Source organism: Azohydromonas sp. (genome assembly GCF_035325925.1).
Classification (GTDB): Bacteria; Pseudomonadota; Gammaproteobacteria; order Burkholderiales; family Burkholderiaceae_C; genus Calidifontimicrobium.
The window spans coordinates 1-14835 of sequence record NZ_DAOKZA010000015.1 but is presented as its reverse complement, the minus strand read 5'-3'; the positions used below and the strand labels follow the sequence as shown (position 1 = coordinate 14835).

The window sequence follows — 14835 nt, the reverse complement described above, 5'->3', positions numbered from 1 at the left end:
CGCGGCGGCGCCGGTGCCTCGCGCGCCTGGCGGACCGACATCGACCGAACGACGAGGAGAACGCTCGTGAGGACCTCTTGCACCCATGTTCCGCCCCTTTCGTGAGCGGCGTCGTGCGCGCGCTGCTGCTGGCCGGCGTCGCCGCGGCGGCGAGCGCCTGCGGCGGCTCGTCGGACGAGGTCGCCGCCGAGCAGGCGGCGCTGGTCGAGCAGGGCAGGCAGATCTTCCGCTTCGACACCTTCGGCGACGAAGCGCAGTGGACCGATGCACTGCGCCTGCACGAGGTGATCGAAGCGGCGGTCGATCCGCTGACCGCACTGTCGGTCGGCCTGAAGGTCGATGCCGACGCGCTGCCACCGCAGGTCGTCGACGGCATCCGCAACGGCAGCGTCGACCTCCAGAGCCGCCTGGGCACGACGCTGGCGCTGCTGAAGCTCGACGCGGTCGTCGGCGTCAGGGGCACGGTGGAGACGGTCGGCGGCGTCGATCGACTCCAACGCGTCGGTATCACGTGCGCGCTGTGCCACTCGACGGTCGACGACTCGTTCGCACGCGGCATCGGCAAGCGGTTGAACGGCTGGCCGAACCGCGACCTGAACCCCGGCGCGATCATCGCGCTGCCGCCTGCGCTCGATGCGGCGACCACCGCTGTGCTCAATTCGTGGGGCAAGGGCAGGTTCGATCCGGGCCACAACGTCGATGGCCTGGACAAGCCGGTCGTGATCCCGCCGGCGTACGGACTCGCCGGCATCGGGCGCATCACGTACACGGGCGACGGCAGCGAGATCGCGTACTGGAGCCGCTATGTCGCGGTCGTCGAGATGGGCGGGCTCGGATCGTTCACCGAGCCGCGGCTGGACCTGAGCGTCACGCACGGCAACGTGGAGCTCGTCGGCAGCAAGCTGCCGGCGTTGCAGGCGTACCAGCTGAGTCTCGAAGCGCCGGCGGCGCCCGCCGGCAGCTTCGACGCAGCCGTCGCGGCACGCGGCAAGCTCGTGTTCGAGGCTGCCGGCCGCTGTGCCACCTGCCACAGCGGACCGCACTTCACCGACGCGAACCAGCGGCTGCATCCGTCGGCCGACTCGATGGCCGAGCCCGAATCGCCGAGCTACGCCTCGCGCTCGGCGACCAGGTTGTACCGCACGTCGCCGCTGCGCGGCGTCTGGCAGCATCCGCCGTATTTCCACGACGGCTCCGCGGCGACGCTGGACGACGTGGTCGCGCGTTACGACGCGCGGCTCGCGCTCGGGCTGACGGCGGCGCAGCGGGCCGATCTGGTCCAGCATCTGAAGTCGCTCTGACGCGGCGTGGCCGCGGGTCGATGAAGGAGACGACGTGAGCACTTTCGAGACGACGCTGATTGCACGCGAGGAAGTGGCGGATCGGACGATGGCGTTTCACTTCGCCAGGCCCGGCGGATTCGAGTACACCGCGGGCCAGGCGATCGACCTGTGCCTGAGCGGCGTGCCGGTGGGTGCGGCGGCGGGCATATGCCATGCGTTTTCACTGGTGAGCGCGCCGTTCCAGCCCGAGCTGACGATCGCGACAAGGCTGCGCGACAGCGCGTACAAGCGCGCGCTCGAGTCGCTTCCGATCGGCGTCGGCGCGACGATCGACGAGGAACTGCTCAGGCGCGTGGTCGGCGATCCGGGCGCGCCGACGTACTGCGTCGTCGGCCCGCCGGCGCTGGTCGAGGCGATGCAGGCGACGCTGCAGTTCGCCGGTGTCGTGCCGCAGCGGATCGCAACCGAAGCGTTCCACGGCTACGAATGAAGATCCAGATCCTGTCGGACCTGCACCTGAGCGTCGCGCCGATGGAGGTGCCGCGCACCGCGGCCGACGTGGTGGTGCTCGCCGGTGACATCGCGCGGCCGCGACAGGCGATCGAGTGGGCTCTCGGCTTTGCGCAGCCGGTGGTCTACGTTCCCGGCAATCACGAGTACTACGGGGGTTCCTTGCCCGCCGTCGCTGCCGAGTTGCGTGCGCTGGCGCGGGCGACGCACGTGCACGTGCTGGACGAGGACGCGCTCGAACTGGAGGGTGTGCGCTTCGTCGGCGCCACGTTGTGGACCGACTTCCTGCTGTTCGACGATCCGCGCGCGTGCGACGAGGCGAGCGCGGCCGCGGCGCGGCTGATCGCCGACTTCAGGCGCATCGCGGTCGAAGGCGGCGCGCCGTTCACGCCCGAACACTGCCGCCGACTGTGCCGGCGCGCGGCGGGCTGGCTGTCGCAGCAGCTTGCCGGGCAGGCTGGACCGACCGTGGTCGTCACGCATCACGCACCTTCGGCGCGCAGCGTCGAGCCGAAACACGCCGCCTCGCCGCTGAACGTCGCCTTTGTCTCCAACCTCGATGCGCTGGTCGAGCGGTCCGGCGCCGGTCTGTGGATCCACGGCCACACGCACTACCCGGTCGACTATGCGATCGGCGCCACCCGCGTGTTCAGCAACCCGCGCGGTTACGCGCGCGACGGCACGCCGGAGAACCCGCGCTTCGACCCGTACTGCGTGGTCGAGATACCCGCCTGAGGGCTGCCGCTTCGCCGGCGCCATCGCCTTGTCCGCGTCGGTGCAGGTGCGCGCCCCGTCCCTCATGCACACGTCGATCTGGCCGACGCCGATGTCCCGCGTCAGGCCAGCGCCAGCGACCACGGCCGTCGTGGCGATCCCTAGGGTGGCGCCAGTTGCGCCCCTTCGCTGCGCATCAGCCGCCAGGCCGCCTGCGTCAGCCAGACCATGGCCACCAGCGCCGCCAGGGCGATGAGCCCGCGCCCGACGCGAACCTGGTCATCGAGCAGGTAGGCGTTGCACAGGCGCAGCGGGGAGTCGATGTACAGCTGGCCCACGACGACCATCATGGGCAGCAGCATCCCCAGGAAGAAGCTCTGCACCACCAGCCCCGCAGGCCGCCAGGACACGCGCAGCGCGGCCCCGGCCACCAGCAGTCCCGCGCACTTCGCGGCTTCGATGCCCGCGTCGCGCAGCGCCAGATCGAGCACGCGCGGCACCATCAGCACCGACAGCACCACGACCACCCCGACGAGGCCGGCGATGCCATGGGCGTTGCTGCCGGCGATGGCGACGCGCGCGCGTCGCGGCAGCGCGTCGGCCAGCAGGTGGCCCGCCGCCATCCACAGCGGGAACTGCAGCAGCATGTGTCGCGACATGCTGGCTTCGAGCCACTGGCGCACGCCGGGCCAGGCCAGCACGACCAGCAGGGTGAGCGCCAGGGCAAGCTGGTGGCCGTGGCGGCAGTCCAGGCGTTTCATGGCGACCTGGCCGACAGATGCCGCGCGAAGTCCAGCGCCAGCTGCTGCTCGGCCAGATCGAAGATGCGCACCATGCGCGCGCGCGCATCGAACACCAGCAGCGCGGCGTTGTGCTCGAAGTCACCGCGGCCGTCGGGTGTCACCACCACACCCAGCGTGCGCAGCAGGTGCTGCTGCTGGGCGGTGTCCGGCACGCGCACGAAGCGCCACAGTGCGGGGTCGGCGCGCAGGCGTTGCGCATAGGCCTGCAGCGCGGCGGGGTCGTCACGTGCATTGTCGAAGCTGATCGACAGCAGCCCGACCCTGGAGGCGCTGCCCGCCGCGCGGTCGGCCTGCAGCGCGGCCTGCAGTTGCTGGAAGCCGCCGCCGAGCGACAGACACACCGTCACGCAACGCGTGTAGACGAAGTTCACGATCGTGGCGCCGCCGACCTCGGCGAGCAGGGCCGCGAGGTGGCTGCTTCCCGCCGGACCCTGCACGCTCACGGGCGGCGCTTCGACGGGACGCAGGGCCACCTGGAGGCGGCGCGCACCCTCGTCGGTCCAGACCTGGAAGTCGTACGTCAGCCAGCCGGCTGCCGCCCAGCCGCCGAGCAGCAGCAGCGCGCTGGCGACGGCGGTGCGCAGCATGGCTCACCGGGACAGGGCTTCGAGGGCTGCCTCGCCCTCGAACGGCGTCGTTCGCTGGCCGTCCTTGCGCTCGCGGGCAAAGAGCTCGGCGGGCACGTCGCCGGCGCGGTTGGACCAGCTGCCGCGGATGAAGCTCGCGATGCCGGCGAGCTCGGAGTCGCTCAGCTGCGAGAAGGCCGGCATGACGCCCTGGTACTTGCTGCCCTTGACGGTGATCTCGCCCGTGACGCCGTGCAGCAGGATGTTGGCCAGCACGCGCGGCTCGCCGCGCACCCACTCCGAGCCGTCGAGCGGCGGGAACACGCCCGGCAGGCCGGCGCCCGTGGCCTGGTGGCAGGCGGCACATTGCGCGGCATACAGTGCCTTGCCGTCGACCGCCGCGCCAGCCGCCTGCGCCGGTGCGGAGAGCTCGGCTCGGGTGCGTTGATCGCCCAGGGAGGACAGGTTCAGAGGCTCGGTGGTCAGGATGTAGACCACCGCCCACACCACCATGCCGGCGGCCACCAGCAGGGCGGCCAGGGGCATCGGGCGGACGGCCTCTTCGGGGTCTTCGTTCTCGCGCTGCTGTGCGCGCGTGGCCGGTTCCTGGCTCATGGTCACCGTGCTTTCAAGTCGCGGGCGTGGGCCGGGGCTCCGGCGTCGCTGGAGAAGCCTTGGCCCCCGGGGCCTGGTGCGGCTCGGGCGGCAGCACCGGGTAGTCGCGCCTGAGCGCCTGCAGGTACTTCACGAGATCCAGCGCCTCGGGCGTGGGCACCACGACCTTGCCCGGCGGGACGTGGCCCGGCGGCAGCTTGATGGCCTGCTCACCCGGATCGGCCTCGTCCTTGACGTCGAACAGGTACGGGTAGGCCGGCATGATCGACCCCGGCACATAGGCGCGCGGCTGGTACAGGTGGCCCAGGTGCCAGTCCCTGCTGGGCTGCCGCAGCCCGATGTTGAGCAGATCCGGCCCGGTGCGCATGCTGCCCAGCAGATGCGGCTTGTCGTAGAAGTAGTCGCCCGGCACCGAGGCACGACCCCAGCCGCGCTTGGCGTCGGGAGCGAAACTCGCCGAACGCGGCTGCTGGGTGTGGCAATACATGCAGCCGTTGGCGATGTAGCTGGCGCGCCCGCGCAGCTCGGCGCTGGTGTACGGAGCGAGCCCCTGCGGTGCCTTCACGTCGCGCACCTGCAGGTACGGCACGATGACCAGCGCCGAGACGGCGATGGCGAAGGTCACCATCGCGCCGGCCGTGAGCTTGACTTCATTCTCCATGGGCGAGCTCCGGGACCCGGTGTCGTTGGCTGAACAGCGCGGCACCGACACGGTCGGGCCCGAAACGCAGGGCCATGGCCAGGAAGTGGCCCACGAAGACCAGGTGGCTGGCCACCATCAGCGCGCCGCCGACGCTGCGCCACTGCAGCCACGGGATGGTCACCGCCACGGAGTCCATGAACGGCCGCGCCTCGTCGAGCATGGCCAACCCTTGCAGCCAGCCGCCGTAGGTCAGCCCCACGAAGTAGGTCGCGATGCCGATGGCCGCCAGCCAGAAGTGCCACGAGATGAGCTTCGGGAACGGCCACTCCCAGTGCAGGATGCGGGGCATCATGAAGTAGATGGCCCCGAACAACACCATGGTCACGAAGCCATAGGCGCCCAGGTGGGCGTGGGCCACGGTGAAGTGCGTGAAGTGGGCCACCTGCTGCACCGAGCGCAGCGCCTCGAAGGAGCCCTGCAGCGAAGACAGCAGGTACATGGCGCCGCCGAACATCACGAAACGCAGCGTCGGCGAGTACCGTGCCAGGCGCATGCGTCCGTTCATCGTCAGCGCCATGTTGATGCCGAACGCCAGCACCGGCACGATCATCATCATGCTCTGCACGATGGACAGCGTGACCAGCCAGCCCGGCACCGGCCCGCCCACCAGGTGGTGCCCGCCGACCTGCGCGTAGAAGAAGGCCAGCGTCCAGAAACCCAGGATCGACAGGTTGTACGAGCGTATCGGCCGCGCGATGATCTTCGGCAGGAAGTAGTAGATGGCGCCCACGGCCACGGGCGTGAACCACAGGCCCAGGACGTTGTGGCCGTACCACCAGTTCATCGCCGCCTGCTGCACGCCGAAGTGCACACCGGGCATCTTGCCGACGATGAACAGCATCGTGATCCACAGCAGGGCGGCGGTGTGGTACCAGGTGGTCACGTAGAGCGACTCGACCTTGCGGTTGACCAGCGTGTACATCACCGGGACGATGATGCAGACCATGCCGGCGGCAAAGAAGATGCCGATCTGCCAGGGCATCTCCAGGTATTCCATCCCGTCGGTCCAGCCCGCGCCGATGGCGCCGATGCCGCTGGCGATCGCCACGTTGACGAGCGCGCCGCCGATCATGATCCACATGCTGCCGATCAGCGGCCGGCGCAGCAGGCGCGGCATGAGCCAGATGATGATCGCCAACTCGGCGTTGGTGATCCAGCCGTAGAGCACGGCTGTCAGGTGCACGGTGCGGATGCGCCCGAAGGTCATCCAGGCTTCGCTCACCAGCCAGTCGGGCCAGTGCAGCTTCAGCGAGGCCGTCAGTCCCGCGATGCCGCCCAGCAGCAGCCACAGGCAGGCAAAGGCGATGAACATGAAGACCGGGAAGGCGCTGGAGCGGTCCGCGGCGATGCGGTCCGCGATCTCCTGCGCGTCGGGCACGTGGCGGGCATCACCCGGCTCGGTGGCCGCGGCCTGAAAGCGCCGCCGGGCGGTCGGGGTCAGTGCCGGATCGTCGGTGTGGCCGACCTCGCCCCGGGCGAAGATGGCCGAGGCGGCCCGCGGGTTCTCCACGAGCAGGCCCTTGCGCAGCGACCAGATGAAGACCAGCAGCCCGATGATCGACAGCAGGAAGGCGCCCAGCAGGCTCGAAACGGCACTGTCCATCGGTGCGAGTCCCCCTCTTGTCGGCCCGGCGCGCCCGGCGCGCCATGGGATGGGCGCCGCGCACGCTGCTCGATGGGCATCCGCGCCTACCCGTGGCGACGAATCATAAGATTTACGAAGAATGACTCTTTGGGCGCCGCCGCTTGCCCATGACGACCTCCGGGGCTCTGAGGCCGGCAAGCCGAAGCAGCGGACCGCCGGTGCCGGTGTGGCTGACGACGAGGCGTGCAGCGGGCCGATGCCCAGGGCCGGCCGGGCAGCACCGGGGCACTGCATCGGTGCCCGCACCGACTCACCGCCGAAGGTTGAGCCGCACCGGGTTTCGCGGAGGCCCGCTGGCTTGAGTACGCCGCCACGAGGTGGTCGATGCGCTGCACGAGTTGCCTGACGCTGGTGACCGAGCCGCGTCGGATGACCATGTCGGTGACGAGCGAGAAGAAGTCCAGACCCATGCCAGTGATCTGCGGGACATCACGCCAGCGGCCGGCTGCTATAGCGCGGCGCGGTCGCCTTCGGGCCCGTCGCGCAGCAGCCGGGCCATCAGCGTGCGCACGAACGCGAGCCCCGGCGCCTCGGTGCGGCGCACCAGCGTCACCAGACCGAAGCGGGCGGTGGCGTCGAGCGCGGGACGCAACTCCAGCTCCACGAGCTCGGGCGCGGCTGCACGGATCGCGAGCAGCACCGCGTCGCTGCGCTTGGCGACCGCGACCAGGCTCGGGATCTCCTCGCAGCGCAGCGTGACGCATTCGCTCGGGTGGGCTTGCGGCCCGTAGCGCTCGACGAGGATGCGCGCGACCTCGTCGGACAGCGGGGTCGACGCGATCGGGAACCGCAGCAGCTCGTCGAAGCTCACGCCCGTGCGCCGCTTCAGCAGTGGGTGGCCGCGGCGCACCATGAAGGCACCGCGCATCTCGTGCACGAACTCGGCGTGCACGTCGGGCGTCGGCCGCAGCGACCGCGCATCGACCACCAGCGCATCGAGCGCGCGCGATCGCAGCGCGTGCACGAGCAGGTCGGTGCCGGCACGCACGACCTCGACGTGCAGTTGCGGCCGCTGCTGTGCCGCGTGCATGAGCAGCGGCGTCATCAGCATCGCGCCCGGACCCGAGCCCAGGCCGATGCGCAGCACGCCGGCGCTGCCGTCGCGCAAGCGCTCGCCGCTGCGCCGCAAATCGTCGGCGTCGGCCAGCAGCTGGTGGGCGCGCGCCAGCATCTCGCGCCCCACCGGCGTCGGCTCGACACGCCGGCCGACGCGATCGAACAACGGCACGCCCAGCTCGTCCTCGAGGGCGCGGATGCTGCGGCTGAGTGCAGGCTGGGTCAGGAACTGCGCCTGCGCCGCTTTGCTGAAGGACCCGCTCTGCGCGAGGGCCACGAGGTGGCGCAGCTGGACGAGGGTCATCGCGGGCCGCACCTCATGTATGCATCTAGGGAATCTTAATGCATCGAACAATGCATTGGACTTTGCATTTGCGCCTTCCTACATTGGGCTGCGCGTTCCAACCAGCACCAGGAGACCCCGATGCCGAACCCCGTTCGCCGCCTTGCCCTGATCGCCGGCCTGCTGCTCGCGGCCGGCGCCAGCCTCGCCCAGACGTTCCCGGTCAAGCAGGTCAACCTGATGGTGCCCTACCCGGCCGGCGGCCCGTCGGACGCGATCGCGCGCATCATCAACACGCCGGTGGGCAAGGAGCTCGGCCAGCAGGTGATCGTCGAGAACCTCGGCGGCGTCAGCGGCGCACTGGCGGCGCAGAAGGTGCTCGGTGCACCGGCCGACGGTCACTACCTGTTCCAGGGTTCGCCGAACGAGGTGATCCTGGCGCCGCTGGCCAACGCCGCGGTCAAGGTCAAGGCCGAGGACTTCCGGCTCGTGCACCCGGTCGCCGAGGCCACGATGGTGGTCGTGACGCGAGCCGACCTGGGCGTGCGCAGCGTCGACGAACTGATCGCGCTGGCGCGCAAGGCGTCCGACCGCCCGCTCACCTACGGCAGCGTCGGCATCGGCTCGCTGTACCACTTCATCCTCGAGGACGTGCAGCAGCGCACCGGCATCAAGCTGCAGCACGTGCCGTACAAGGGCAACGCGCCGCTGATGCAGGACCTCGGCGGCGGGCAGGTCGACTTCGCCGTGCTCGTCTACAGCGCGGCGATGGGGGCGCTGGCCGACCAGGGGCGGCTCAGGGTCATCGCGCAACTCGGCGCGCAGCGCTCGGAGCTGCTGAAGAACGTGCCGACCGTCGGCGAAGGCGAGTCGCTGAAGAACTTCTCGTACCGCATCTGGACCGGCTTCATGGTGCCGAGGGACACGCCCGAGGACGTCGTGCAGCGCCTGCACGGCGCCATCGGCAAGGCGCTGCAGGACCCCGGCGTGCGCAGCCAGCTCGCGGCGCAGACGCAGCTCGCGGCGGCGCCGGTGTCGCTGGCCGACGCGGCGCGGTTCTTCGAGGACGAGACGGCGCACTACCGCGCCCTTGCCAAGAAGATCCAGCTGCAGCCGCAGTGAGGACATGAGCCGATGAGCCCCCTGCTCGACGCGATGCGCGCCCAGGCGGACGAATTCGTCGCCGTGCGGCGCGACATTCACCGCCACCCCGAGCTCGCGTTCGAGGAGCACCGCACCGCGTCGCTGGTGGCCGAGCGGCTCGCCGGCTGGGGCTACACGGTCGAGCGCGGCATCGGCGGCACCGGTGTCGTCGGCACGCTCGTGCGCGGGGCAGGCTCGCGCCGGCTCGGCCTGCGCGCCGACATGGACGCGCTGCCGATCGACGAGGCTTCCAGCGTCGCGTGGTCGAGCGCCCATCCCGGCGTCATGCACGCGTGCGGCCACGACGGGCACACCGCGATGCTGCTCGCGGCCGCCCGGCACCTGGCGCTGGCGGGCCGTTTCGACGGCACGCTGCACTTGATCTTCCAGCCGGCCGAGGAAGGTGGCGGCGGCGCCCTGCGCATGATGGCCGACGGATTGTTCGAGCGCTTCCCCTGCGACGCCGTGTTCGCGATGCACAACATGCCGGGCGTGCCGCAGGGCCACCTGGTGCTGCGCGAAGGCGCGGCGATGGCCTCGTCGGATTGCGCGACGATCACGCTCGCCGGCGTCGGCGGCCACGGCGCGATGCCGCACCGCGCCGCCGACCCGGTGGTGGCCGCGGCAAGCCTGGTGATGGCGCTGCAGACGGTCGTGTCGCGCAACGTCGATCCGCTGCACGCCGCGGTGGTCACGGTCGGCGCGCTGCACGCCGGCCGCGCCAACAACGTGATTCCGGCGACGGCGACGCTCGAGCTCAGCGTGCGCGCGCTCGACCGGCACGTGCGCGCGAGACGGCCTTCGCGCGCGAGGTGGCGCTGGACCTGCTCGGCCCCTCACGCGTGACGCTTCAGGGCCCGCCGCTGACCGGCAGCGAGGACTTTGCATTCATGCTCGAACGCGTGCCTGGAAGCTACGTGCTGATCGGCAACGGCGTCGGTGGCGACGGCCGGCCACAGAGCGCCTGCATGGTCCACCACCCCGGCTACGACTTCCACGACGACAACATCGCGGTAGGCAGCGCCTTCTGGGTGCGGCTGGCCGAACGCTTCCTGAGCGCGGAGGGGCCGTCACCGCTGCCATGAGCGCATGGCCGTGCACGAGAGCGCCGTGCTGCGGGGCCGCTGCGGCGGCGGCCTTCCCGGGTGGGGTGGCCATCGTGGCCCCGGATGTGGTTGAGGTGCGACCCATCAACCTGTCCGAAGGAGATCCCACGATGACCACCGCCACGATGCCATCGACTGGACTCGCCAAGACCAGAGTGTGGACACGCCCCCGGTTTGGGGCGGGCAGCGCGTGCAGCGCACGAACGTTCGCGGTCGGCACAGGTGCCGCGCAGCGTTCGAGGCCAGGATGATCGAGCAGGCGGTGCGCCCGCAGGTGTCGAGGGCGGGTCTGGCGATGCGCAACTCGGTCGACGCCAGCCGGCTGCGTCGCTGGGTGAGGATGCACCGTCAGTGCGCGCGCGGCGCTGCGACGGTGGCAGCCAGTCTGCTGCCGGTGACGATCGGCGTGCCGACGACCGTGATGCCGGTGGCGGCCTGCGCCGATCGCGCCGCGCCGCCGATCGAGATCGCGCTGGACGGCGCCGTCGTGCGCGCGAGCGACGGCGCGGACGCGCAGCAGTCGCGTATCGTCTGGCGGGAGCTGCGCGCCTGACCGGCCTGCCGGTGCGCGAGTGAACCGACCCACCGCCGCAGCGCCTTCGGCGCCTCCTCCTTGAGGGCGCGCCGCCTGCGGTCCGGCGGAGCCGGGTCTGTCGCGGCCGCTTGACGGCGCATGACGGGCGGGCGCGGATGGCCGGTGGCGCGATGGCGCACCTGCGATGATGCGCCGCGCACCGCCGGAGCCGCCCTTGCCGTATCCCCACCTGCTCGCCCCGCTCGACCTGGGCTTCACGACGCTGGCCAACCGCGTGCTGATGGGCAGCATGCACACCGGGCTCGAGGACGCGCGCGCCCACCTGCCGCGCATGGCGGCGTTCTACGCCGAGCGCGCGCGCGGCGGCGTCGGGCTGATCGTCACCGGCGGCTTCGCGCCGAACATCGAGGGCTGGGCCAAGCCGTTCGCCGGCACGCTGGCCACGCACGCCGCGGCGCGCCGCCACCGCGAGGTCACTGCCGCGGTGCACGCCGAGGGCGGCAAGATCGCGCTGCAGATCCTGCACACCGGTCGCTACGGTTACCACCCGTTGTGCGTCGCGCCGTCGCGCCTGCGCAGCCCGATCTCGCCGTTCACCCCGCGCGCGCTGAGCGCGCGCGGCATCGAGCGGCAGATCCGCGCCTTCGTGCGCTGTGCCGCGCTCGCGCGCGAGGCCGGCTACGACGGCGTCGAGATCATGGGCAGCGAGGGCTACTTCATCAACCAGTTCCTCGTCACGCACACCAACCGGCGTGACGACGACTGGGGCGGCGACTATGCGCACCGCCTGCGGCTGGCGGTGGAGGTCGTGCGCCGCGCGCGCGACGCCGTCGGGCCCGACTTCATCATCGTCTACCGCATCAGCCTGATCGACCTGATCCCCGATGGCAGCTCGTGGCCCGAGGTGCTGCAGCTCGCGCGCGCGGTCGTCGCCGCCGGCGCGACGATCCTGAACACCGGCATCGGCTGGCACGAAGCGCGCGTGCCGACCATCGCCACCAGTGTGCCGCGCGCGGCGTTCACGTGGGTGACGAAGAAGCTGCGCGACGCGCTGCGCGCCGAGGGCATCGGCACGCCGGTGGTCACGAGCAACCGCATCAACACGCCCGAGGTTGCCGAGCAGGTGCTCGCGCGCGGCGACGCCGACCTGGTCAGCCTGGCGCGGCCGTTCCTCGCCGACGCCGAGTTCGTCGCCAAGGCCGCGCAGGATCGCGCCGACGAGATCAACACCTGCATCGCGTGCAACCAGGCGTGCCTGGATCACACCTTCGCCAACAAGCTGTCGAGCTGCCTGGTCAACCCGCGCGCCTGCCACGAGACCGAACTGGTGATCGCGCGCGCGCCGCGGCGCCGCCGCTACGCGGTGGTCGGCGCCGGCCCGGCGGGGCTCGCCGCGGCGACCACGCTCGCCGAGCGCGGCCACGAGGTGCACCTGTACGACGCGGCCGCGCGCATCGGCGGCCAATTCCTGATGGCGCAGCGCATCCCCGGCAAGGAGGAGTTCGCCGAGACGCTGCGCTACTACGCGCGCCGCCTCGAGGTGACCGGCGTGCGGCTGCAGCTGGGCACGCGCGTCGACGCGTCGACGCTGCAAGGCGCCGGGTTCGACGCGGTGGTGCTGGCCACCGGCGTCACGCCGCGCGACACGCGCATCCCGGGGCGGGACCACCCGCAGGTGCTGAGCTACGTCGACGTGCTGCTGCACCGCGAGCCGGTGGGCCGCCGCGTGGCGATCGTCGGCGCCGGTGGCATCGGTTTCGACGTCGCCGAGTACCTGGCCACCGGCACCGACCTGGGCCACGTCTCGCCGACCACCGATCTGCCGATCTGGCTGCGCGAGTGGGGCGTGGCCGACCCGACGCAGCGACGCGGTGGCGTGACGCGCGCGCAGCCCGAGCCGCCGGCACGCGAGGTGCTGCTGCTGCAGCGCAAGAGCGGCAAGCACGGCGCGTCGCTGGGCAAGACCACCGGCTGGATCCACCGCGCGGCGCTGAAGATGAAGAACGTCGAGATGCTCGCCGGCGTGAACTACGAGCGCATCGGGCCGGCGGCTGAGCCCGGTCGCGTCGCGTTGGCGGTGAGCTTCGGTGCCGACCGGCGCGACGCCACCGTGCTGTCGGTCGACACCGTCGTGCTGTGCGCCGGGCAGGAGCCGCTGCGCGAGCTGCACGCGCCGCTGGCGGCCGCCGGCGTCGCGGTGCACCTGGTCGGCGGTGCGCTCGAGGCCGGCGAACTCGACGCCAAGCGCGCGATCGACCAGGGGACGCGGCTGGCCGCCGGTCTGTGATTCTCGCGCCGCGTCAGCGCCAGAGGGGCAACGCGTCGATGCGCGACTCGATCTCGGCGGTCTGGCGTTCGTACGCCGGGGCGCCGACGCCGCCGTAGCGCGCCACGAACTCGCGCGCCGACAGGAACTCGGGCAGCGCGGCGACGTCGGGCATGAAGTCCGGCTCGTCGGCATCGGCGAGCACGGCCTGCAGCCGGCGCGCCTCGCGCACCGCCGCCTCGCCCAGCCGGGTGCCGGCGCGGTCGGCGGCGAGGTCGGCGAAGCTGAAGCCGCTGCCGCCACGGCGGGTGTCGTCGAGCTCCTTCCACAGCCCGACGGCGTCGGCCAGCGGCGTGCCCGCCTCGGCGGCGATCAGCGCCGAGACCAGGAAGTGCAGCGCCAGGTCGCGGCGGCCGCGCAGCGTCACGCCCAGCGGCCGCGCCGCCGGCCAGGCCGAGGCTTCGGGCACGAGCAGCACCGGGCTGCGGTGGTTCGCGTACAGCGCGAGCGCGAGCAGTGCCGCGCGGTTCTCGGCGGCGGCGGTGTCGTCGGCGCCGGCGCGGCTGCGCTCGGCGGCCAGCACGAACTGCGCGCGCATCAGCGTGGCCAGCGGCAGCGTGCGCCCCGGGAAGTCGCGCACTCGGGCCGACAGATGCGAGTGATGCGCCTGCAGGCGCTCGCGGTCGGCGGGGGCCACCAGCGCGGCGCGCAGGCGACGCACGCTGTTGCGGTCGATGCGGTAGACCACGGCCACCTGACCGGGTGTCAGCGTCACCTGGTCGATCCACTCGACCACCTGCAGCGCGTCGGCCGGCAGGCCGCGCTGCGTCGCCACGCGGCGCAGCAGCGGCAGCGCGAGCGCCGGCGGCAGCGGCAGGCGGCCGACGCGCAGGCGCTCCACCTGCGGCAGCCCGTCGCCCTGGCGCAGCACCACCTCGGCGTTCAGCCAGCGACCGGCCGGCAGCGCCAGGCTGGCACGCAGTTCGAGCCGCCCGGCGTGCAGCCGCACGCGGGTATGCGCGCCGAGCGCGCGTTGCGCCGCCTGCGCGACCAGCAGGTCGACGTCGCGTTCGCCGAGCAGCACGCGGCGCTGCTGCCCGGGCAGCGCACGGCGCGGGTCGTGGCGCCGCGCGAGCGCCACCGCGCGGTCGACGTCGGCCGCGGTGACGTCGTCGCGCGCGGGCACGCTCGGCGCATCGTCGACGGTGAGCCCCCAGGCCAGCGCGGCGGCCAGCAGCAGCGCGAGCAGCGTGCCCGCCAGCGCGTGGATCAGGGTGCGCATCGCACGCCAGTCTGCCAGCGCCGGGTGCGGTGCGCGCTCAGGCGCCGCGGCCGACGGCCGCGCGCACGCCGCCGAGGTAGGTGTCGACCGCCGCCTGCCCGACGCGGCACAGGTCGAATGCGCCGGGGTCGGGGATCCACTGGCGCAGCAGCCCGTCGACCAGCGCGTGCAACCCGAGCGCCAGTGCGCGCACTTCGCGCCGCGGCGCGCCGGCGCGCTGCAGTGCGGCCTCGACCTGTGCCAAGTGGCGGGCACCCGCCTGCTGCAGGCGTTCGCGCACCCGCGCCATCGCCTCGCCGTGCTCGCTGCGCTGCAGCGCGATCTC

General features: G+C 72.0%; 13 protein-coding genes and 2 pseudogenes. 7 read left to right on the top strand and 8 right to left on the bottom strand.

Annotated elements, in window-relative coordinates; genetic code table 11:
• Window positions 1-101 precede the first annotated feature (101 nt).
• From PKC53_RS07655 to PKC53_RS07645, 3 genes are read left to right on the top strand one after another with little or no spacing between them, the layout of a single operon-like run.
• Window positions 102-1301: a hypothetical protein gene (locus PKC53_RS07655; RefSeq protein ID WP_324427795.1), complete on the top strand. Its 1200-nt coding sequence runs from the start codon at window positions 102-104 to the stop codon at window positions 1299-1301.
• Between the two features lie 34 nt (window positions 1302-1335).
• A complete protein-coding gene (locus PKC53_RS07650; RefSeq protein ID WP_324427793.1) occupies window positions 1336-1773 on the top strand; it encodes a hypothetical protein in 438 nt (145 codons plus the stop codon).
• The gene (locus PKC53_RS07645; RefSeq protein ID WP_324427791.1) at window positions 1770-2528 is read left to right on the top strand and encodes a metallophosphoesterase; all 759 of its coding nucleotides are present in this window, start codon (window positions 1770-1772) and stop codon (window positions 2526-2528) included. The genes PKC53_RS07650 and PKC53_RS07645 overlap by 4 nt, the downstream gene beginning before the upstream one ends.
• A 140-nt stretch (window positions 2529-2668) precedes the next feature.
• On the opposite strand, the gene PKC53_RS07640 is transcribed toward PKC53_RS07645, so the two are convergent.
• The 6 genes from PKC53_RS07640 to PKC53_RS07615 form a co-directional block, all read right to left on the bottom strand.
• Window positions 2669-3268, bottom strand: coding sequence for a hypothetical protein (locus PKC53_RS07640; protein ID WP_324427789.1), 600 nt, complete (start codon window positions 3266-3268; stop codon window positions 2669-2671).
• Window positions 3265-3897, bottom strand: coding sequence for an SCO family protein (locus tag PKC53_RS07635; protein WP_324427788.1), 633 nt, complete (start codon window positions 3895-3897; stop codon window positions 3265-3267). Before PKC53_RS07635 ends, PKC53_RS07640 begins: the two co-directional genes overlap by 4 nt.
• A gap of 3 nt (window positions 3898-3900) precedes the next feature.
• Window positions 3901-4491, bottom strand: coding sequence for a c-type cytochrome (locus PKC53_RS07630; protein ID WP_324427908.1), 591 nt, complete (start codon window positions 4489-4491; stop codon window positions 3901-3903).
• Window positions 4492-4504: 13 nt separating this feature from the next.
• Window positions 4505-5152, bottom strand: a complete 648-nt coding sequence (locus tag PKC53_RS07625; protein ID WP_324427787.1) for a cbb3-type cytochrome c oxidase subunit II — start codon at window positions 5150-5152, stop codon at window positions 4505-4507.
• A complete protein-coding gene (locus PKC53_RS07620; RefSeq protein WP_324427785.1) occupies window positions 5142-6797 on the bottom strand; it encodes a cbb3-type cytochrome c oxidase subunit I in 1656 nt (551 codons plus the stop codon). Before PKC53_RS07620 ends, PKC53_RS07625 begins: the two co-directional genes overlap by 11 nt.
• A gap of 490 nt (window positions 6798-7287) precedes the next feature.
• Window positions 7288-8199 (bottom strand): LysR family transcriptional regulator, encoded by a 912-nt coding sequence (locus tag PKC53_RS07615; protein ID WP_324427783.1) that lies wholly within the window; start codon window positions 8197-8199, stop codon window positions 7288-7290.
• Between the two features lie 120 nt (window positions 8200-8319).
• Here PKC53_RS07615 and PKC53_RS07610 point away from each other — a divergent pair, with 120 nt between their 5' ends.
• The 4 genes and pseudogenes from PKC53_RS07610 to PKC53_RS07595 all read left to right on the top strand — a co-directional run bounded on the left by PKC53_RS07610 (window position 8320) and on the right by PKC53_RS07595 (window position 13249).
• Window positions 8320-9300 carry a tripartite tricarboxylate transporter substrate binding protein gene (locus PKC53_RS07610; protein WP_324427781.1) on the top strand — a complete coding sequence of 327 codons (981 nt, stop codon included), beginning with the start codon at window positions 8320-8322 and terminating at the stop codon, window positions 9298-9300.
• Between the two features lie 12 nt (window positions 9301-9312).
• A pseudogene (locus PKC53_RS07605) lies at window positions 9313-10406 on the top strand (amidohydrolase).
• A gap of 415 nt (window positions 10407-10821) precedes the next feature.
• Complete coding sequence (locus PKC53_RS07600; RefSeq protein WP_324427779.1) at window positions 10822-10980, top strand: hypothetical protein; 159 nt, start codon at window positions 10822-10824, stop codon at window positions 10978-10980.
• Window positions 10981-11149: 169 nt separating this feature from the next.
• Window positions 11150-13249: an NADPH-dependent 2,4-dienoyl-CoA reductase gene (locus tag PKC53_RS07595; protein WP_324427906.1), complete on the top strand. Its 2100-nt coding sequence runs from the start codon at window positions 11150-11152 to the stop codon at window positions 13247-13249.
• A gap of 13 nt (window positions 13250-13262) precedes the next feature.
• Here the strand turns inward: PKC53_RS07595 and PKC53_RS07590 are convergent, their stop codons facing one another.
• Both PKC53_RS07590 and PKC53_RS07585 read right to left on the bottom strand, forming a co-directional pair.
• Window positions 13263-14510, bottom strand: a complete 1248-nt coding sequence (locus tag PKC53_RS07590; RefSeq protein ID WP_324427777.1) for a hypothetical protein — start codon at window positions 14508-14510, stop codon at window positions 13263-13265.
• Window positions 14511-14547: 37 nt separating this feature from the next.
• Window positions 14548-14835: pseudogene (locus tag PKC53_RS07585) on the bottom strand (TetR family transcriptional regulator); the annotation flags it as partial.

Excerpts from the sequence above, each read along its gene's own strand:
- PKC53_RS07640 (WP_324427789.1), bottom strand. The coding sequence starts at position 3,268 with ATGAAACGCCTGGACTGCCGCCACGGCCACCAGCTTGCCCTGGCGCTC.
- PKC53_RS07610 (WP_324427781.1), top strand. The coding sequence starts at position 8,320 with ATGCCGAACCCCGTTCGCCGCCTTGCCCTGATCGCCGGCCTGCTGCTC.
- PKC53_RS07590 (WP_324427777.1), bottom strand. The coding sequence starts at position 14,510 with ATGCGCACCCTGATCCACGCGCTGGCGGGCACGCTGCTCGCGCTGCTG.
- PKC53_RS07645 (WP_324427791.1), top strand. The coding sequence starts at position 1,770 with ATGAAGATCCAGATCCTGTCGGACCTGCACCTGAGCGTCGCGCCGATG.
- PKC53_RS07630 (WP_324427908.1), bottom strand. The coding sequence starts at position 4,491 with ATGAGCCAGGAACCGGCCACGCGCGCACAGCAGCGCGAGAACGAAGAC.
- PKC53_RS07620 (WP_324427785.1), bottom strand. The coding sequence starts at position 6,797 with ATGGACAGTGCCGTTTCGAGCCTGCTGGGCGCCTTCCTGCTGTCGATC.
- PKC53_RS07615 (WP_324427783.1), bottom strand. The coding sequence starts at position 8,199 with ATGACCCTCGTCCAGCTGCGCCACCTCGTGGCCCTCGCGCAGAGCGGG.
- PKC53_RS07595 (WP_324427906.1), top strand. The coding sequence starts at position 11,150 with ATGCGCCGCGCACCGCCGGAGCCGCCCTTGCCGTATCCCCACCTGCTC.
- PKC53_RS07625 (WP_324427787.1), bottom strand. The coding sequence starts at position 5,152 with ATGGAGAATGAAGTCAAGCTCACGGCCGGCGCGATGGTGACCTTCGCC.
- PKC53_RS07635 (WP_324427788.1), bottom strand. The coding sequence starts at position 3,897 with ATGCTGCGCACCGCCGTCGCCAGCGCGCTGCTGCTGCTCGGCGGCTGG.